This window comes from Iamia sp. (assembly GCF_035575815.1).
Classification (GTDB): domain Bacteria; phylum Actinomycetota; class Acidimicrobiia; order Acidimicrobiales; family Iamiaceae; genus Iamia.
Map to the genome: position 1 here is coordinate 1 of NZ_DATLXO010000039.1, position 18375 is coordinate 18375.

The following is an 18375-nucleotide window of genomic DNA, read 5'->3' on the forward strand; positions in this document are numbered from 1 at the left end:
CCCCACGACGGCGTGTGGTTCCCCGAGGCGAGCATCTGGCCCTTCGCCATCGGTGGCTCGATGGTGTTGGTGGGCAACGGCCTGCTGCTCGGCCGGTGGCTGCTCATCCCCGCATCGGTGCTGCTGGCCTGGTCGCTCGCCGGGATGATCCGCCAGGGCCGCCGCCGCCTCTGAGCGGCGGACGGCGCCGCGTCAAGTGTCGGGACCAGCGTGCCCGAGTCGACCTTGGGACCGAGCCTGAAGCGGCCCGGCTCGCGGGCCCACCAATCACAGGACCGTGAGGGATCCCACCCCCGCGCCCGGGACGGCCGAGATGACCACCGAGCGGTCGAAGGTCACGAACCGGCCCTCTCGGTGCACCGCCAGGGCCAGCAGGTACGCGTCGGTCACCTGCCGTGGTCCGTGCAACCGGCGGCGGTCGACGACCTGTTGGTTGAGCAGGCTGATCTCACACGGCCAGAACTCGTGGTGGGGCGTGGCGCAGGCGTGCTCGAGCAGCTCGGCGACCACGGCGGGCGCCACCGGGCTCGGATACCGAGGCTGGCTCATGATGCGAACGGCACCGTTCTGGGTGATCGCACACGACGCCCAGCCGGTTTCGATCTCGCGATCGAGCCACTCCCGCGCCAGCACGTGGTCGACATGATCGCTGTCGAGCAACGCCAGGAGGACATTGATGTCGAGCAGAGCTCGGCTCACTCCGCCTCGTCCTCCCGTAGGTCGTCGATCACCGCGTTCGACACCGGGCGGCCACGGGACGGCAGCGGACGGAACCCGTGGGACTGCTCGCCGGGCGGATTGGGCGCGCGCCCGGTCAGTGCTTCGCGAGCGAGCTCCGAGATCACGTCGCCGATGCTGCGGCCCTCGCGACGAGCCCGGTCTCTGGCGGTCAGGAGCACGTCATCGTCCAGGTTGAGCGTGGTGCGCACACATCAAATGCTAGTGCATCAACTCAGCGAGCAGCCACGCCCCTCACCCTCGACCGCCGAGCGAGCGCGACGAGGAGCGGTCGGGGATCGCGCCGACCGTGCTGATCGACCGCTACGGTCTCAGCGTCGACGAGCACCTCCGCCTCGTCGGCCGGGTTCTGGGCCGGGAGGAGCGGGTCGCGAGTCGGTACGAGCGTCGGTGCCTGTGCGGCTCAGGCGAACAGGTCGTCCCGCTCCAGGGTGAAGCCGTCGAGCAGCGGGTTGGTGAGGTCTCGTGGCGAGCGATCTCACCCACGATGTCGAACGTGGTGATCTGGGGCGAGGAGCGGCGATGCACCAGCACCACCTCGGCGGGGGTGTCGACCAGCCACAGCTCGGCCACGGTCACCTGGCGCGATCTGGCGGCTTCGTCCACCGGGATGCGCCTCACCGGCGTTCGGCCATGGCATCGGCGGGCGGTCGTCGTAGCCTGGGGGCATGGCGACCAACGGTGACAACGACCGCGAGACCACCGAGCACATGATCGAGGGCACCCGTGAGGCCAAGGAGGCGGCCCAGGAGGCCGTCGAGGAGGTCCACGAAGAGGCCGACGACCTCGAGGACCGCCTCGAGTCCGAGGGCCTCACCCCGGTCGACGACACCGACGAGGAGTAGCGGCTCGCTCCCGCCCGGCGCGCTCAGGCGTCGTCGGGGCTGGGGGTCTCGCCGAAGCGCTCGAGGTGGTCCGTGCGTCCGAACATGGCGGCGGTGGCGACCGCCGTCGGCTGCCCGGCCCGGGGGTCCGCCCCGCCGGCGAGGAGGGCGTCGACCACGTCGTCCTCTCCCTTGAACACCGCACCCGCAAGGGGTGTCTGGCCCTTGTCGTTCGGGAGGTCCGGATCCGCCCCCCGGGCCAGGAGCACCTCCACCACGCCGGCGTGGCCGTGGTAGGCGGCGAGCATCACCAGCGAGTCACCGGACTGGTTGCGGAGGTCGACGGGCACCCCGGCGGCGACGTAGGCGTCGAGGACATCGGCGTCGCCCTGGCGCGCCATGGTGAAGAGCCGGGTGGCCAGCTCCTCCACATCGTCAGAGTCAACGTCGTCGGAGTCGATGTCGTCGCCGGACCCGTCAGCGCCAGGGGGCGGGGCGGGCGCCATCAGTCCACCGCGGTGGTGGGCTCGGCCTGCGAGCGGGCCATGGCCGCCTTGGCCTCCTTGCGGCGACCGGGCCACTCCCACAGCCGCAGCAGCTCCCAGCGGATGCGGGGCCTCTCGGGCGGCGCCAGGCCGGCGTCCTCGTCGCGGAGCTGCAGCTCGCGGCACAGGCGGTAGGTGACCAGGGCCACCACGGGCGGGACCACCAGGCATGCGATCCGACCCGCGATGAGCACGGCGTTGACCGAGGTTCCGAAGGTGGTGGCGATCACGTCGGTCGCGCCCGACAGGGTGAGCACGCTGTAGAAGGCGAGGGTCGCGGCGCCCATGCACGTGCGCACCGGGCGGTTCCGGGGCCGGTCGAGCAGGTGGTGCTCGACGGTGTCGGAGGTGAACTTGGCCTCGAGGAAGGGCCAGGCGTAGAGCAGTCCGAAGGTGATGCCGGCGAGCAGCACCGCCGGGAAGAACGCGGACGGGACCTCGTAGCCGAAGGCGCGCAGCTCCCATGGCGGGTACACGCGGAGCGCGCCGTCGAGCCAGCCCATGTACCAGTCGGGCTGGGAGGCCGAGGACACATCGGCGGGCTCGAAGGGCCCGTAGAGCCAGATGGGGTTGATCTGGGCCAGACCGCCGAGCGCGGAGAGCACCGCGGCGGTGAGCAGCATGAGCCCGATCGACTTGAACGCGAACCGGGGCCACACCGGTTCGCCCACCACGTTCTTCTCGGTGCGACCCCGCCCGCCGAACTGCGTGTGCTTGTTGCGCACCACCAGCCCGAGGTGGGCCCCGATGAGACCGATTATCAACGCCGGCAGCAACAGGATGTGGATGATGTAGAGCCGGTTGATGATGTCGGGACCGGGGAACTCGCCCCCGAAGAGGAACGACGCCAGCCACGTGCCGATCAGGGGGATGGAGAGCGTGATCGAGTAGGCAATGCGCAGACCCGTGCCCGAGAGCTGGTCGTCGAGCAGCGAGTAGCCGGCGAACCCGTTGAAGATGGCGAGGATCAACAGGGTGACGCCGATGATCCAGGTGAGCTCGCGGGGGCGGCGGAACGCACCGGTGAAGAAGATCCGCATGAGGTGCACCACCATCGACGCCAGGAACAGCAGCGCACCCCAGTGGTGGATCTGGCGCATGACCAGCCCGGCCCGCACGTCGAAGCTGATGTCGAGCGACGAGGCGTAGGCCTCGGTCATGGGCACGCCTTGCAGTGGCGCGTAGCTGCCGTCGTAGATGACCTCGTTCGTGCTCGGGTCGAAGAAGAACGTCAGGTACACGCCGGTGACGAGGATGACGACGAAGGAGTAGAGGACGATCTCGCCGATCAGGAACGACCAGTGGTCGGGGAAGACCTTTCCGAGAGCGGTGCGGGCGAACGTGGCCGAGCCGGTGCGGGTGTCGACCCAGCGGGCGAGGCGGCGGGTGATGAGGCGGTCGCGGGCCATCAGCGGTCCCGATCCCAGAAGCCCGACCCGGTGGGGCCCGAGAAGTCCCCCTCGGCGACCACGAAGCCCTCGTCGTCGACGGCGATGGGCAGCTGCGGCAGCGAACGGGTGGCGGGGCCGAACACGGGGCGGGCGCCGTCGAGCACGTCGAAGGTCGACTGGTGGCACGGGCAGAGCAAGAGGTGCTCGTCGGCCTGGTAGAGACCCACGGGGCAGCCGACGTGGGTGCAGAGCTTCGAGTACGCCACCAGCCCATCGACGGTCCAGCCGTCGCGCCCGTCGCGGGGCCGGACCGTCCCGCTAGGCCGGATGAGCAGGGTGGGGCTGTCGGCCTGCAGGGCCGGGCGGGGAGGCTCCTCCGAGTCGGGCTCAGGGGTCACCTCGGGGAACACAGTGAGCACGCCGTCGACGTTGACGTCGTCGGCGCGGATCCGCTCGTTCTCCGCGTCGACGAGGTAGACGCCCTTCTCGAAGGGTGTCTCCTTCAGCCCCCGCCCGGGTCGGGGGCCCAGCGAGCGGATGGGGAAGAGCAGGGCGCCACCGAGGGCGATCACGGCGGCGCCGGCCGAGCGGACCAGGAGCTTGCGCCGGGTGAGGATCATCTCGCCCTGGTCGAACTCCTCGCGGAAGGCCTCGACCTCCTCGTCGGTCGACGCGATCGGGTGTCGGGCCTCGACGACCGGCTCGTGGGGCATGAAGCGCCGCGACCAGAGGATGAACCCGAGGCCGAGTCCGCCGAGGGCGAGGGCGAGGAACAGGCCTTCGAGCTGGGGCTGGCCCCCCCGCCAGTAGACGACGCCGAGGCCGAGGGCCCCGACCGTGCTCACGAGGAACCCCGAGGCCACGGCCCGCTCAGCCCGGCGGTCCGCCACCGGGTCGAGGGGCGGCGAGGTCGAGCCCCCTCCGCCCTCGCAGCCGAGGCAGCCGCGACCCTCGGCCGGGGCCGCATCGCTCTGCGAGTTGGGCGTGGTCATGGTTCCTCCTCTCGACCTCGGGACTCCGCCCGGGCGAGCGAAGCGTTGCCGCCGGCGTCGACGCCCTCGGTGCCGGGGTCACCTTCCGCGTCGCTTTCACCGGGGGGGACCGGGTCGACCGTCTCCGCCGTGTCACGGCGTTCGCCCATCCAGTAGGCGGCGACGAGGAGCAGCCCCAGGCCGCCCACCCAGATCATGAAGCCCTCGGGTATGGGGCCCAGGCGACCAAGCGAGAGGCCGCCGCGGTCGTCGGGATCCCCGAGGTACTGCACGTAGCGAGCCACGCTGTTCAGCTCCTCCTGGTCGAGGAGGTCAGGACCGAAGCGGGGCATGGGTTCGGGGCCCGAGCGCATCGCCGCGCCGACCTGGGTCGGCGTGGCCGCCGCCAGGGGCGGTGCAGCCCGCCCGTAGCTGAGGGCGCCTCCAGCCCCGGTGGCCGAGTGGCAGGCCTGGCAGTTGTTCCGGTAGAGCTCGCCGCCCTCGGCCAGGTCACCGGCGGCGATGTCGACGTCGGGGAGCTCGGGCCCGTCGCCCAGGGTCGAGACGTAGGCCACGAGGGCATCGATCTCGTCCGGGGCGTAGGCCGGCTCCTTGCGCTGCGGGGTGTCACCGGGGTTCGCGAGCGGCATGCGCCCCGTCGTCAGCTGGTAGTACGCGCCGGCTTCACCCGCCTCCTCCAGTGTCGGGCCCCGCAGGGAGCCGTCGGGGGTATCCTGGCCTCGGCCGTCGACGCCGTGGCAGCTCACGCACCCGGTCGCGAAGAGGGCGCGGCCGGCGGTGACGAGCTCGTCGGGCGTCCGTTCCGCGGTGCTCTGGCGTCCGGGGGTGACCTCCTCCGCGGCGCTGGACCCGCCGCTGATCCCGAGCACCACCGCAGTGGCGGCCAGGCAGGCCAGCACGGGTAGCAGGCGGCGGGCGCGCCGGGGCGAGGCGGTGGCCGTCCGGACGGAGGGCTCGGTCATTGGATCAGGTAGATCGTGGCGAACATGGCGACCCACACGACGTCGACGAAGTGCCAGTAGTAGCCGCACACCGTCACCGGGGGCCCGGGCGGGGCCTCACTGCGGCCGGCGACGAGGCCGATGGTGGCGACCATGAAGAGGATGCCGCCGGCCACGTGGAGGCCGTGGAAGCCGGTCATCAGGTAGAACGACGACCCGTAGGCGTGGCTCGAGATCGAGAACTCGAGCTCGGCGTACTCGAGCACCTGGTTGGCGAGGAAGACGGTGCCGAGCACGGCGGTGACCGCCAGCCACCGCACCAGTCCCTTTCGGTCACCGTGCTCGGCGGCCCGCACGCCCAGGTGCATGGTGGCGCTGGAGGCGACCAGGACCGCGGTGGCCAGGGCGGTGCGGCCCACGGCCAGGTGCACGTCGGTGGGCGGCCAGACGGCAGTGGAGGAACGGAGCGTGAAGTAGGCGCCGAACAACCCGGCGAAGAACATCAGCTCCGACGACAGCCACACCACGACGCCCACCCCCAGGATCGAGGGGCGTCCGGCTCCGGTTCGCCGTGCATCGGTCGGGGAGCCCCGACCGTCAGGGCCGTGACCTCCGGCCGCCGCCGGATCAGCCGCGGTGTCGACATCGGCCACGGCACCTTTCCTATCGCGTCGCCCGGCCCGATGTCGGGCCGGAACGGTGTCCCTCGCGGGTACCGTCGGGAGCACCGTGGACGCCATCGCTGCCCCCTCGGCCGGCACCCTGCTGGAGCCGGCGGTCGACCCCGCCTTCCTGCTGCTCGGGCTGCTGCTCGGGGGTGGCTACGGGCTCCTCGTCCGGGCGCGGCGCCGCCGTCACCCCGACCGGCCCTGGCCGGTGGGCCGCGGCGTCGCCTTCGGCGGGGGGGTCGCCGTCCTGCTCGGCGCCACCCAGCTGGGCCTGGCCCGCTACGACGGCGTGCTGCTCAGCCTGCACATGGTGCAGCACCTCGGCCTCGGCATGGTGGCCCCGCTCCTGCTCGCCCTCGGTGCTCCGGTCACCCTGGCCCTCCAGGGCCTGTTCCGCCCCGGCCACGTCGCCCTGCTGCGCCTCCTCAACCACCCCGTCGCACGGGTGGCGACCCACCCCCTCGTGGCTTGGTCGCTCTTCAGCCTCAGCCTCTTCGCCCTCTACTTCACGCCGCTGTTCGAGCTGTCGCTGCGCAACGACTTGGTGCACACCGCCGTGCACCTGCACTTCGTCGCCTCGGGCTTCTTGTTCTGCTGGTCGGTGCTCGGCGTCGACGTCGCCCGCCGGCACTCGCCCCACGCGGTGCGACTGCTGGCGGTGGTGATGACCGTGCCCCTCCACGCCATCCTCGGCCTCGCGCTGCAGGCCGGTGCCGATCGGCCCCTCGGTGCCGAGGTCTACGGCGCCGTCGAACGCAGCTGGGGCCCGTCGCTGGCCTCGGACCAGCGCACTGCGGCGAGCGTGCTGTGGGGCCTGGGCGAGCTGTGGGGCGTGGTCCTCGTGCTCATCGTGGCCGCCGGGTGGATGACCGCCGAGAGCCGCCGCCAGGCCCGAGAGGACATCCGCCTCGACGCCGCGCTCCGACGGTCTCGCATCGACCGGACCTCTGAGGCCGAGGATGCCGCTCGGAGGGGCAGGGTCGCGGTGACACCGGTGCCGAAGACCTGATCAGCCTGGCCTTCGCGAGCTTTGTGCGGAAGTGGTCGTCCGTGGCGCACTTCCGCACAAAGCTTGCGTGGGAAGCCCGCTCGGTCCGGGGTCAGCCTGGTCGAGGAACGCCCCCTTGGTCCTCGGCCCGCAGGACGCGAGCGACGGCGGTGACGTAGGCCGGGAACTGGTTCAGCACCGACTCGATCGCCGCGGCCACAAGGTCGACCCGCACGTCTTCGATGAGGCGCAGGCGTCGTAGAACCGCGTCGCCGTCGAAGCGGTCGGGCGTCACCGCGCCATCCGCTCCCGGTCGAGGGCGCGGAAGCGGGCGGTGTCGCGCCGGTGCCCGAGCGCTGCCATCTGCGCTTCGGCGAACCCGCCTCGGGTGCGCTCGTACAGGGGCACCCCACAGAGCGCCTCGGCATCGAGGACCGGGTGCTCGCCCTCGATCACGGCGACGTCGATCTTGTCGAAGCCGGTGGTGGCGACCAGCAGGTCGATGAGCCCGAGCAGGTCCGGACGACCGGCGAACCGCGCTCCGATGTCGAGGTCGGCGGGCTCCCCGTCAGGCCGGGTCGCGCTGCCGAACGCGCCCATCACGTCGATGCCGAGACCGTCCAGGGCAACGTCGAGCTCGCCCGAGTCGATGGCACGTCGCAACCGCTCCAGCGCACAGCGGGCGTCGACGGGCACGAGCGTGAGCGTACCGACCGGGCCAGGCGCGGCCCGGACCGGATCGACCGCCATCCTCGACGGCTGCACAGCCGGCCGTCGTTCCGGTCGCGGATCCCGTCGCTCTCGGGACAGGGATCGCGACCGGTTCGAGGCGTCAGCCCCAGGTGCCGTAGTTGGGGGACTGGGCGGTGATCTGCACGTCGTGGGGGTGGCTCTCGCGGAGCCCGGCGCCGGTGATGCGCACGAAGCGGGCCCGCTCCTTGAGCTCGGGCACGGTCGGGGTGCCGCAGTAGCCCATGGCCGCCCGGAGACCGCCGATGAGCTGGTAGACGACGTTGGCCACCGGGCCCTTGTAGGCGACCCGCCCCTCGATGCCCTCGGGCACCAGCTTCTCGGCCTCGGTGACGTCGCCCTGGAAGTAGCGGTCCTTGGAGTACGAACGGGCCTTCATGGCGCCCATCGACCCCATGCCCCGGTACTCCTTGAACCGCTCGCCCTGGTGGAAGACGACCTCGCCGGGCGACTCGTCGACCCCGGCGAGCAAGCTGCCGATCATCACGACATCCGCGCCGGCGGCGATGGCCTTGGCCACGTCACCGGAGAACTGGAGCCCACCGTCGGCGATCACCGTGGCGCCTCGGCGGGCGGCGGCGACGGCGCAGTCGTAGATCGCCGTCACCTGCGGCACGCCCACCCCCGCGACCACCCGTGTCGTGCATATCGAGTTGTGGACGATCACGTTCTCGGCGATGAAGCTGTGCGTCGGGCAGTCGACCTCGATGTCGTACACCGGCACCGAGATCCCCAGGTCGCGCCGCTCGAGCTGCTTCACGACCTGGTGATCTGCTAGGTGGCGCCGCCGGTGGCGAAGGTTCAAGCGAATGCGGTAGCTCGGCTGGCAGCGGGAGTCGTCGGTGCCGGTGAGCCCGCCGGCGGAACCGGGCTCGAGGGCGGCCTCGGGGAACGATCCGTTCAGCCGAGCGGCGCGGACCGCGAAGTCGCCGAGGTCGATGTCGAGGTGGTCGGGAAGGTCGAAGGCGATCGAGCGGGGGGCGAGGAGCGTCGCCCGCTCGGCGTCGCCGATCGGCTTCCACACCAGCTTGCTGGTCGACAGCCGGGTCGGCTTCTCCAGGACCCCGACGAACCCGCGTGCCGAGACGCTGGCCGGGCTCGTGGTGGAGAGGTCACCGACGAAGAACTGGTGGTCCGGCGTCATCACCATCTCGTGGGCCGAGGCGGTGTGACGGACGGCCATGACGTCTCGCACGCCCGTGGACCACGCCCGCAGGACGGTGACCGGCTCGCCGTGCATGTTGATGACCCGGTCGCCCGCCGCGACGTCCTCGATCCCCTTGTAGGTGGCGTCGGCCATGAGTATGCGGGTGCCGGCGGCGAAGCACCCCGGGCCGATGCCGACCTTGACGGCGTCGGCGCCTGCGTCGAGCAGGGCCTCGGTGGCCTCGGCGGTGGCGACGTTGCCGGCGATGATGTCGACCTGCTCGCCGTGGAGGTCCTTGATGGTCTTCACCATGTCGACCACGCCCTGGGAGTGGCCGTGGGCGGTGTCGACGACCAGCACGTCGACGCCGGCCTGCACGAGGGCGGCGGCCCGCTCGAGGGCGTCGCCGCCCACGCCGATGGCGGCCGCGCAGCGCAGCCGGCCCCGCTCGTCGTGGGTGGAGTCCGGGTACTGGGTGCGCTTCTTGATGTCCTTGACCGTGATGAGACCGCGGAGGAAGCCGTCGTCGTCGACCACCGGCAGCTTCTCGATGCGGTGCTCCCACAGCAGCGCCTTGGCCTCCTCGAGCGTGGTACCGGGGGGCGCGGTGACCAGCGGCGGTTGGCGCATCACGTCGGCGATGGGTTGGTCGACGTCGTCGACGAAGCGGAGGTCGCGGTTGGTGAGGAGCCCGACGAGGCGGCCGTCGGGGTCGGTGATGGGCACGCCCGAGATGCGGTAGTGGGCCATCAGGTCGAGCGCCGCGGTGACCGGTGCGTGGGGCGGCAGGGTGACGGGGTCGACGATCATCCCCGACTGCGAGCGCTTGACCTTGTCGACCTCAGCCACCTGGGCCTCGATCGACAGGTTTCGGTGGATGACCCCGAGGCCGCCGTGGCGGGCCATGGCGATGGCCATGTGGCCCTCGGTGACGGTGTCCATGGCGGCCGACACGATGGGCATGGCCAGCTCGACGCGGGGGGTGAGGCGGGTGCGGGTCGAGACCTCCGACGGGATCACCGCGGAGGCGGCCGGGACGAGCAGCACGTCGTCGAACGTGAGCCCCTCCTTGGCGAACTTCGGAGGCTGCCCACCGGCGCCTGCCGGCACGTCGGGGAAGCGGGTGGGACGACCGCTCCGCGGCCCCCCCTCGTCGGTGGCGGGGCGCTCGGTCTCTCCCATCCGTCGATCCTACTGACCGGGCCGGTGCGAGCGCGAGGCCGGCGCGCCCGACCGGGCGGGACGGGGCGGACCGGTGCCAGGCTGGGTCCCATGGATGTTCCGCCGCCCGCCCCGCTCCCCGGCCCCTGGGCCGCCCCGGCTGCCGAGCTGGCCGAAGCCGGGCCCGAGGTGCTGGCGTGGGCCGTGCGGTACCTCGCCGGGGTGGCCGACCAGCCCGTGCTCTCGACCGTCGCGCCGGGCTGGGTGAGGGCCCAGCTGCCCGAGCACCCGCCCGCCGTCCCCGAGGGCTGGGATGAGATCCTCGCCGACCTCGACCGGGTGGTCGTGCCCGGCACCAGCCACTGGCAGTCGCCGGGCTGGTACGCCTACTTCCAGTCGAACTCCTCGGCGCCGGCGGTGCTGGCCGAGGCGCTCATCACCACCCTCGGCACCCAGGGCATGCTCTGGCAGACCGGCCCCGCGTGCACCGAGCTGGAAACCCTGGTGCTCGACTGGCTGGCCGAGATGCTCGGGCTGCCGTCGGCGTTCCGCTCGGACGGCGCCGGCGGCGGTGTGATCCAGGACTCGGCCTCGTCCTCGACGCTCGTGGCCACCCTTGCGGCGCGCGACCGGGCCCGCCGGGCCGGTGCCCGCCTCGACGACCTGGTCGCCTACACCTCGGCCGACGCCCACTCGTCGGTGGAGAAGGGGCTGCGGGTGGCGGGCCTGCTGAGCGAGCAGCTGCGCTCGGTGCCGGTCGACGCCGCCCGCGCCGTCCGTCCCGACCTGCTGGTCGACGCCATGGCGGCCGATGTCACCGACGGTCGGGTGCCGTTCCTGGTCGTCGCCACCGTCGGCACCACCTCGACCCACGGGATGGACCCGCTGGCGCCGATGGGCGACGCGGCCCGGGCCCACGGGGCCTGGTTCCACGTCGATGCGGCCCACGCCGGAGCCGCCGCTCTCGTGGCCGAGCACCGGTGGATCCACGACGGGCTCGACGGGGCCGACAGCTACGTGATGGACCCGCACAAGTGGCTCTTCACCGCCATGGACTGCTCGGCGCTCTGGGTCGCCGACCGCCAGCCGCTGGTCGACGCCCTGTCGATCACCCCCGAGTACCTGCGGAACCCGGCGAGCGGGTCGGGTCGGGTCGTCGACTACCGCCACTGGCAGGTACCCCTCGGCCGCCGGTTCCGAGCCCTCAAGCTCTGGGCGGTGATCCGCCGCTTCGGCTCCGACGGCCTGGCGGCCGCGGTCGATGGCCACATCGACCTGGCCCGGGACCTGGCCCGCCGACTCGCCGCCGACGACCGCTTCGTGTTGCCGGTGCCGACGCCGCTGAACCTCCTCTGCGTCGCCCACCGCGGTGGGGACGAGGCCACCGAGGCGCTCCTGGGTGCGCTCAACGCCACCGGCCGGGTGTTCGTCTCCCACACCCGGATCGACGGCCGGTACCTGCTGCGGATCTCGGTCGGCCAGACCGCCACGACCGCCGCCCACACCGATGAGCTGTGGGACCTCATCGACCGCCTCGCCCCGCCGCCCTGACCCCTTCCATCCCGCTCGACGAGCTCGACGCCCTGGCCTTCCTCTGACCGCCCGGCCCGACCGCCGAGACGTGCGCCGCCCGCCCGATGCGGCATCCTGGGCGGATGGGCGAAGCCTCCCTGGCCGGGCGTCTGCTCGTGGCCACACCCCTCATCGGTGATGACACCTTCCGACGCACCGTCGTGCTCCTGCTCGCGCACTCCGACGAGGGCGCCTTCGGGGTGATCCTCAACCGGCCGACCGACCACCCTGCGGCCGACCTGCTGGTGGGGTGGGGCCACCGGGTCGCGGCGCCGGGCGTCGTGTTCGTGGGCGGACCGGTCGACTCCGGCACCGTGGTCGGCCTGGCCCTGGGCGGTGCGGTCGACCTCCACCTCGACCCCGACGAGGTCGCTGACGCCCCCGACGAGATCCGTCTCTACGCCGGCCAGTGCGGCTGGGGGCCGGGCCAGGTGGAGGACGAGGTCGGTGAGCGGGCCTGGTGGGTCGTCGACGCCGACCCCGACGACGCCTTGACCCGCGACCCCGACGGGCTGTGGGCGCGGGTGCTGCGTCGCCAGCCCGGCGTCACCGCCTGGCACGCGAACCTCCCCGAGGACATCCGCACCGGCTGAGCCGACCCCTTCTTTCCACGAGACGTCCCGGAGCCGGCGCGGCAGGTCTACCCTGCGGGCATGGCGACCCTGTCGTTCGAGGGCGAGACCCACGGCGAGCTCGTGATCAAGGTGCGGCGCTGGCTGGCGTCGCTCGAGGGCCAGAAGGCGGGCCCCATGAGCCCCGCCGACGCCGTTCAGCAGGGAGCCGAGCTCACCAAGGAGGCGCTGCGCATCATCGCCGCCTCGGCGCCCGAGCCCATCGCCCAGCACGAGGTGGTCAAGGCACTCACCGGCATGGGCTACAAGGCCACCGACGCGACCAAGGACGCCATCATCGACGGCCTCGACTCGGTCGAGGAGGTCACCGGCGGCAGCGTGGTCAAGCGCGCCCGCGACGTCGCCGAGCAGGCCGTGTACGAGATGAACGCGCAGGTCGCGCGTCAGATCCTCAAGTCTCTGCGCCCACGCTGACCGGCCCCACCGCCGCCGCGTGGGAGGGTTGCGGCGATGAGCAACATCGAGATCGGGATGGGCAAGGACGCACGCCGCGCCTACGGGCTGGACGACATCACCATCGTCCCCAACCGCCGCACCCGTGACCTCGATGACGTGGACACGAGCTGGGAGCTCGACGCCTTTCGCTTCGAGGTGCCGATCATGGCCTCGGGCATGGACAGCGTCGTCAGCCCGGCCACGGCCGTCGCCCTCGGCGAGATGGGCAGCGTCGGCACGCTGAACCTCGAGGGCCTCTGGACCCGCCACGACGACCCCGAGGCGATCCTCTCGGACGTCGCGGTCCTCCCCGACGACGAGGCGTGGGCCCGGCTGCGCCAGGCCTACGCCGAGCCGGTCAGGCCCGAGCTGATCCGCGACCGCGTCAAGGAGATCCGCGCCGGCGGCCAGGTGTCGTGCGGTGCGGTCACCCCCCACCGGGTCGAGGCCCTGGCCGACGCCCTCGTCGCGGCCGAGCTCGACCTGCTCGTCATCGGTGGCACCGTCGTCTCGGCCGAGCACGTCACCAAGGGCCACCCCGAGCCGCTGAACCTCAAGACCTTCGTGCGCCGCCTCGACATCCCGGTGGTCGTCGGCGGGTGCTCCAGCTACCGCGCCGCGCTCCACCTGATGCGCACCGGCGCGGCGGGGATCCTCGTCGGTGTCGGGGCCGGTTCGTCGTCGTCGACGCGCCGGATCCTCGGCATGGGCGTCCCCCAGGCCACCGCCATCGCCGATGCCCGCGCCGCGCGCATGCGCCACCTCGACGAGACCGGCGTCGACGTCCACCTCATCTCCGACGGCGGGGTCCGCACCGGGGGCGACATCGCCAAGGCCATCGCCTGCGGCGCCGACGCGGTGATGGTGGGAGCGCCGTTCGCGGCGGCCACCGAGGCGCCGGGCCGGGGCTGGCACTGGGGGCTGGCGGCGGTGCACGCGGATCTTCCCCGGGGTGCGCGCCTGCGGGTGCCGCCGGTCGGGACCCTGGCCGAGGTGCTCTGCGGCCCGGCCCGTGACGACTCCGGGGGCACCAACCTGGTCGGGGCCCTGCGGCGCACCATGGCCCTCACCGGCTACGCCAGCGTGAAGGAGCTCCAGAAGGCCGACCTGGTGGTCTCGGCCTGAGCGACCTGTCGGGTCAGCGGGTGGGATCGGGCTCGGCGCGCAGCTCGGCGAGGGCGTCGCGCAGCGACCCGAGCTCGGCGACGAGGTCGTCCATGCCCCGGTCGACATCGTGGTGGACCGAGTCGAGGGCCAGCTCGAAGGCCACCGCCACCGCGGCGGCGAGGGACGTGTCGATGTCCTGGGCTCGCCGCTCGACCTCGTCGATCTGAGCGGTCAGCGGGTCCCGCTCGATGACGGGTGAGCGCTTCCGGCCGCCCTTGCGGCGCGGCGGTGGGGCGCTCGGACGCCGATCGGCGCGCGCCTCCTCCAGGTCGATGCCGATGGCGACGAGGGCGTGCACGCGGTCGCGCGCCCGGGTCACCTCGGGCCGCATCTCGTCGATCCGTTCGTTGAGGGGGCCCGGGGCACAGCGCTCGGCCGCCCGACCGAAGCGGGCCGCCGAGTCATCGGCGGTGCGCCCGAGCTGCTCCCACCGGTCGAGGCGGTCCCCGATGGCCTGCCGACGCCGCTCCCTGGCGGCGTCGGCGACGGCTCGCGCCCGTGTCCGCGCGTCCGACGCCCGCATCAGGGCTCGGATCGACGCCGCTCCCCAGACCGCGACACCGAGGAACAGCGCCAGGCCGACCGGCCCGTCGGTGCCCAGCACCAGGGCAGCCGTCGCCAGGCCGCCGAACATCGCCAGCGGGCCGGTCAGGGCATCGGGGTAGCTGCCGCCGGAGCCGACGAGGCCGCGGGCCGACGCCGTCGAGGAGGCGCCGCGGCTCACCGGTCGCGCTCCTGCCAGGCCTGGTGGGCGGCCTCGAGGTCCGCCGCCGCAACGGGCGCCGGTGCCCCCGGACGATCGGCGAGGGGGCCGTCGTCGTCGACGTACAACGTGTCGTCGAGGGCCAGGTAGCCGTTCTGCTCGAAGCTGAACCCCGCCGCCCTCGACCGGAACAGGGCGACGATGCGGTCGGAGCGCCGGTCATCGGGGTCGACGGCCACGGCGAGGGGAACCGAGTCCGACGTGCGCGACCAGCGCACCTCCACCGACGGTGGCTCGGGCTCGTCCCCGTCCTCGGTGCGTCCGAACCCGAAGGCGGCGCCCACCGCCGCATCCGTGCCCAGGGCGACCTCGCCCGCCGGGGCGCCGACCGCCAGCAGCTCGGTGACGGGAGCCGCGGTCACCTGGGCATCGGCGAGGAGCTCGGCCGCCGCGGCCAGGTCGTCGGGCCCGGAGCCGCCCGACTCGCGAGCGAGGGCGATCACCACGGCCGCCCCCGCCGCCGAGGTCCCGGGGTCGGCCACGGTGAGGCGCTCGGCCGCGCCGACCAGGCAGGTGAGCGGGGTCGCGGAGGACCGGCAGGTGGCGGACGGACCCGGGCCCGGGCGGGACACGGCGGCGACGAGGGAATCGGCCAGCGGAGCGGAGCCGAGCTCGAGGTCGCCTTCGGAGGCGGCCACGCCGAGGGTCAACAGCGCCTCGGGCCCCACCCACGCGTCGATGTCGACGTCCTCGCTGTCGCGGAGCCGGGCCAGGGTCGTCCAGCCCTCCTGATCGAGCACCTCGAACCCGAGTCGCCCGAGCCTCCGGCACGCCTCGGCGAGCTCCGAGGCGCAGACCAGCGTCGGTGCCTCCTCGAAGCGGGGCCGGAAGGCCAGGTCGTACCCGCTGCCCTCCTCCGCGAGGCGGTCCAGCGCCTCGGGTGACGCCCGCTGGAGGGCCGTCACCGCCGCCCGCTCACCTCGGTCGTACTGGCTCGGGCCGTCACCGTCCCCGCCCCCCTCGCGCCGGACCAACGCCACCACGACGAGCGCGAGTCCGGCGACCAGGGAGAGGCACCGGCGCACGAGCATCGAGCGAACCTACCCAGCGACCACCCCCCACCCAGCGACCACCTCCCACCCCTCGCCGCGTTGTCGTCTCCCGGCGGTGGCCGACGGCGATCCTCGGGCAGCTCCCGACGCCCTCAACTGCGTCCTCGCCGGCAGTGTGCCGGTCGCACTGTACGGTCAGCGGGTTTGCTCGAGCCGATAGGCACGCACGACATTCGGCTGATGACCCGTCGCGGCCGTGTTGTCACCGTGGAGCACATCGGGATCGAAATCGATGCCGCTCGGCCAACACACGGTCCCAGCAACATCGTCGACCTCGACCGCCGCGAACATGGCGTCGTCGTCGATCGCCGCCAACACGCCGGACAACACCTCGGCAAAGTCCAGTTCTCTGACCAAACCGTCGGAGAACACGATGCGCAGCACGCGCTCGCCGAGGTACTTGACATCGGTGACACGAGCAAGGCCAGCCATAATCTCATCCTACTGGAGTGGCTCGATCGATCCGAGAGCAGCCGGCTCCCGCGCGAGCTCCCAGGTCTCCTCCAGCTCAGCCGCGTGCAGCACCCGCCACTGCTCGACCAGCCGCGCCGCAGTCTTGGGCAGCTCACCCCGGATGATCGAACCATCGTCGATCCGCACCAGCGCCTCATGTTCGGCGTAGATCGCGTGGAAGTGAGGCGGGTTGTGATCAACGAAGTACATGTAGACCACGATCCCGTAGAACTCGCTCAGATCGCGCCGCTTCCACTGCGGAGCAGACAGTCTGGGGCGGCTAGTACGGTTCCGTCGTGGCCCCCACAATCGACCTCGCACCCGCCGCCGACGGGCGCCCCGCCCCCGAGGACCGGCCTGTCCTGGTGGTCGACTTCGGGGCCCAGTACGCCCAGCTGATCGCCCGCCGGGTCCGCGAGGCGCACGTCTACAGCGAGATCGTCCCTGCGTCGCTCACGGCCGGGCAGATCGCGGCCCGCAACCCTGCGGGGGTGATCTTCAGCGGCGGTCCGGCGTCGGTGCACGTCGAGGGTGCCCCCTCGATCGACCCGGGCGTCTATGACATCGGCGTGCCCGTCCTGGGCATCTGCTACGGCGCCCAGCTCGTTGCCCTCCAGCTGGGGGGCACCGTTGCCGCCACCGGACGCGGCGAGTACGGCCGCACGCCGCTCGACGTCACCCACCCCGACGCCGTCGTCTTCGGCGGCGGCCAGCCCGAGCACCAGCAGGTGTGGATGAGCCACCGCGACTCCATCAGCGTCGCCCCCGAGGGCTTCACCGTCACCGCCACCAGCGCCGATGCCCCGGTGGCGGGCATGGAGAACGTGGAGCGCCGGATCCACGCCGTGCAGTTCCACCCCGAGGTGGTCCACACGCCCCACGGCCAGCAGGTGCTCGAGCGGTTCCTCTACGAGGTGTGCGGCTGCGCCCCCGACTGGACCATGACCTCGGTCATCGAGAGCGGCGTCGAGGCGGTGCGGGCCCAGGTCGGCGACGCCCGGGTGATCTGCGCCCTCTCCGGCGGGGTCGACTCAGCCGTCGCCGCCGCCCTCGTCCACAGGGCCATCGGCCCGCAGCTCACCTGTGTCTTCGTCGACCACGGCCTGATGCGCGAGGGCGAGGGCGAGCAGGTGGTCGAGACGTTCCGCCGGCACCAGGGCATCGAGCTCATCCACGTCCGGGCCGAGGACCGCTTCTTCGCCCGGTTGGAGGGTGTCATCGATCCCGAGGACAAGCGCAAGGCCATCGGCGAGGAGTTCATCCGGGTCTTCGAGGAGGCCGCCGGCGGCATCTCCGACGCCGGCTACCTGGTGCAGGGCACCCTCTACCCCGACGTCATCGAGTCCGGCGGGGGCGACGGTGCCTCGACCATCAAGAGCCACCACAACGTGGGCGGTCTGCCCGAGGACATGCGGTTCGAGCTGGTGGAGCCGCTGCGCAGCCTGTTCAAGGACGAGGTCCGGACCCTCGGCACCGAGCTCGGCCTTCCCGACGAGATCGTGTGGCGCCAGCCCTTCCCGGGACCCGGCCTGGGGGTCCGCATCATCGGTGAGGTCAGTCGCGACAAGGTCGCCCTGCTCCAGCGGGCCGACACCATCGTCCGCGAGGAGATCCGGGCCGCCGGGCTCGAGCGCGAGATCTGGCAGGCCTTCGCCGTGCTGCCCGACATCCGCAGCGTCGGGGTCCAGGGCGACGAGCGCACCTACGGGTACCCGATCATCATCCGCGCCGTCACCAGCGAGGACGCCATGACCGCGGACTGGGCCCGCCTGCCCCACGAGCTTCTCGAGCGCATGTCGAGTCGCATCATCAACGAGGTCGTCGGCGTCAACCGCGTCGCCTACGACGTGACCTCCAAGCCCCCCGGCACGATCGAGTGGGAGTGATCGCCGGGGTCGCGGTGAGCGGGGGGCGGTGCGGAGGTCCCGTCGACGACACTGCGTGTCCCGCTCTCGGCCGCTCGGGCCCTGGCTCCAAGCCCCCCGGCACGATCGAGTGGGAGTGATCGAGGGCTCCGAACGCGCCTCGCTCCTCGGGCCGAGTCGGCGTTGGCGATTGGTGGTCGCCGGGGTGGGCCGTGGGGCACCCACCGTTCGGTGCTCGCTCTGGCTGCGCTCGCTGGCGCTCGCTTCGCTGCTGCGCTCCGCTGCGGTGGA

21 protein-coding genes are annotated in these 18375 nt (G+C 72.5%); 7 read left to right on the forward strand and 14 right to left on the reverse strand.

Annotated features, from left to right (window positions below; all coding sequences use genetic code 11):
- Positions 1-267 precede the first annotated feature (267 nt).
- Together VNL12_RS03535 and VNL12_RS03540 are read right to left on the reverse strand one after the other, a co-directional pair.
- Entirely contained in the window at positions 268-699 is a 432-nt protein-coding gene (locus VNL12_RS03535; RefSeq protein ID WP_325591538.1) for a TA system VapC family ribonuclease toxin, read from the reverse strand.
- The gene (locus tag VNL12_RS03540) at positions 696-929 is read right to left on the reverse strand and encodes a hypothetical protein (protein ID WP_325591539.1); all 234 of its coding nucleotides are present in this window, start codon (positions 927-929) and stop codon (positions 696-698) included. Before VNL12_RS03540 ends, VNL12_RS03535 begins: the two co-directional genes overlap by 4 nt.
- A 477-nt stretch (positions 930-1406) precedes the next feature.
- Here VNL12_RS03540 and VNL12_RS03545 point away from each other — a divergent pair, with 477 nt between their 5' ends.
- A complete protein-coding gene (locus VNL12_RS03545) occupies positions 1407-1583 on the forward strand; it encodes a hypothetical protein (protein ID WP_325591541.1) in 177 nt (58 codons plus the stop codon).
- Positions 1584-1606: 23 nt separating this feature from the next.
- Here VNL12_RS03545 and VNL12_RS03550 read toward each other — a convergent pair whose 3' ends face one another.
- Genes VNL12_RS03550 through VNL12_RS03570 form a run of 5 tightly spaced genes read right to left on the reverse strand, consistent with a single transcriptional unit; the run spans position 1607 to position 5976 of the window.
- Positions 1607-2068, reverse strand: a complete 462-nt coding sequence (locus VNL12_RS03550; RefSeq protein ID WP_325591543.1) for an ankyrin repeat domain-containing protein — start codon at positions 2066-2068, stop codon at positions 1607-1609.
- Positions 2068-3516, reverse strand: coding sequence for a ubiquinol-cytochrome c reductase cytochrome b subunit (locus VNL12_RS03555; RefSeq protein WP_325591545.1), 1449 nt, complete (start codon positions 3514-3516; stop codon positions 2068-2070). Before VNL12_RS03555 ends, VNL12_RS03550 begins: the two co-directional genes overlap by 1 nt.
- Positions 3516-4490, reverse strand: a complete 975-nt coding sequence (locus VNL12_RS03560) for a ubiquinol-cytochrome c reductase iron-sulfur subunit (protein ID WP_325591547.1) — start codon at positions 4488-4490, stop codon at positions 3516-3518. Before VNL12_RS03560 ends, VNL12_RS03555 begins: the two co-directional genes overlap by 1 nt.
- Positions 4487-5452, reverse strand: a complete 966-nt coding sequence (locus VNL12_RS03565) for a c-type cytochrome (RefSeq protein ID WP_325591549.1) — start codon at positions 5450-5452, stop codon at positions 4487-4489. Before VNL12_RS03565 ends, VNL12_RS03560 begins: the two co-directional genes overlap by 4 nt.
- Positions 5449-5976 carry a heme-copper oxidase subunit III gene (locus VNL12_RS03570; protein ID WP_349257791.1) on the reverse strand — a complete coding sequence of 176 codons (528 nt, stop codon included), beginning with the start codon at positions 5974-5976 and terminating at the stop codon, positions 5449-5451. The genes VNL12_RS03565 and VNL12_RS03570 overlap by 4 nt, the downstream gene beginning before the upstream one ends.
- Before the next feature lie 184 nt (positions 5977-6160).
- Between VNL12_RS03570 and VNL12_RS03575 the strand changes: the two genes are divergently transcribed.
- Positions 6161-7108, forward strand: a complete 948-nt coding sequence (locus VNL12_RS03575) for a cytochrome c oxidase assembly protein (RefSeq protein ID WP_325591553.1) — start codon at positions 6161-6163, stop codon at positions 7106-7108.
- A 91-nt stretch (positions 7109-7199) separates the two neighbouring features.
- Here VNL12_RS03575 and VNL12_RS03580 read toward each other — a convergent pair whose 3' ends face one another.
- From VNL12_RS03580 to VNL12_RS03590, 3 genes are all read right to left on the reverse strand, one after another.
- On the reverse strand, positions 7200-7382 hold the full coding sequence (locus VNL12_RS03580) for a hypothetical protein (RefSeq protein WP_325591555.1): 183 nt from the start codon (positions 7380-7382) through the stop codon (positions 7200-7202).
- On the reverse strand, positions 7379-7783 hold the full coding sequence (locus tag VNL12_RS03585) for a hypothetical protein (RefSeq protein WP_325591557.1): 405 nt from the start codon (positions 7781-7783) through the stop codon (positions 7379-7381). The genes VNL12_RS03580 and VNL12_RS03585 overlap by 4 nt, the downstream gene beginning before the upstream one ends.
- Positions 7784-7919: 136 nt before the next feature.
- Positions 7920-10166: an IMP dehydrogenase gene (locus tag VNL12_RS03590; protein ID WP_325591558.1), complete on the reverse strand. Its 2247-nt coding sequence runs from the start codon at positions 10164-10166 to the stop codon at positions 7920-7922.
- Positions 10167-10256: 90 nt separating this feature from the next.
- Here VNL12_RS03590 and VNL12_RS03595 point away from each other — a divergent pair, with 90 nt between their 5' ends.
- From VNL12_RS03595 to VNL12_RS03610, 4 genes are all read left to right on the forward strand, one after another.
- A complete protein-coding gene (locus VNL12_RS03595; protein ID WP_325591560.1) occupies positions 10257-11696 on the forward strand; it encodes a pyridoxal-dependent decarboxylase in 1440 nt (479 codons plus the stop codon).
- A 104-nt stretch (positions 11697-11800) separates the two neighbouring features.
- Positions 11801-12310 carry a YqgE/AlgH family protein gene (locus VNL12_RS03600; protein ID WP_325591562.1) on the forward strand — a complete coding sequence of 170 codons (510 nt, stop codon included), beginning with the start codon at positions 11801-11803 and terminating at the stop codon, positions 12308-12310.
- Between the two features lie 60 nt (positions 12311-12370).
- Positions 12371-12763 (forward strand): hypothetical protein, encoded by a 393-nt coding sequence (locus VNL12_RS03605; protein WP_325591564.1) that lies wholly within the window; start codon positions 12371-12373, stop codon positions 12761-12763.
- Positions 12764-12799: 36 nt separating this feature from the next.
- Complete coding sequence (locus VNL12_RS03610; protein ID WP_325591566.1) at positions 12800-13909, forward strand: GuaB3 family IMP dehydrogenase-related protein; 1110 nt, start codon at positions 12800-12802, stop codon at positions 13907-13909.
- Between the two features lie 13 nt (positions 13910-13922).
- On the opposite strand, the gene VNL12_RS03615 is transcribed toward VNL12_RS03610, so the two are convergent.
- The 4 genes from VNL12_RS03615 to VNL12_RS03630 all read right to left on the reverse strand — a co-directional run bounded on the left by VNL12_RS03615 (position 13923) and on the right by VNL12_RS03630 (position 16438).
- Positions 13923-14675 (reverse strand): hypothetical protein, encoded by a 753-nt coding sequence (locus VNL12_RS03615; RefSeq protein ID WP_325591568.1) that lies wholly within the window; start codon positions 14673-14675, stop codon positions 13923-13925.
- On the reverse strand, positions 14672-15745 hold the full coding sequence (locus tag VNL12_RS03620) for a hypothetical protein (protein ID WP_325591570.1): 1074 nt from the start codon (positions 15743-15745) through the stop codon (positions 14672-14674). Before VNL12_RS03620 ends, VNL12_RS03615 begins: the two co-directional genes overlap by 4 nt.
- A 156-nt stretch (positions 15746-15901) precedes the next feature.
- A complete protein-coding gene (locus VNL12_RS03625) occupies positions 15902-16198 on the reverse strand; it encodes a DUF2442 domain-containing protein (protein ID WP_325591572.1) in 297 nt (98 codons plus the stop codon).
- Between the two features lie 9 nt (positions 16199-16207).
- On the reverse strand, positions 16208-16438 hold the full coding sequence (locus tag VNL12_RS03630; protein WP_349257788.1) for a DUF4160 domain-containing protein: 231 nt from the start codon (positions 16436-16438) through the stop codon (positions 16208-16210).
- A gap of 89 nt (positions 16439-16527) precedes the next feature.
- Between VNL12_RS03630 and guaA the strand changes: the two genes are divergently transcribed.
- The gene (gene guaA, locus VNL12_RS03635; protein WP_349257792.1) at positions 16528-18105 is read left to right on the forward strand and encodes a glutamine-hydrolyzing GMP synthase; all 1578 of its coding nucleotides are present in this window, start codon (positions 16528-16530) and stop codon (positions 18103-18105) included.
- Positions 18106-18375: the final 270 nt, after the last annotated feature.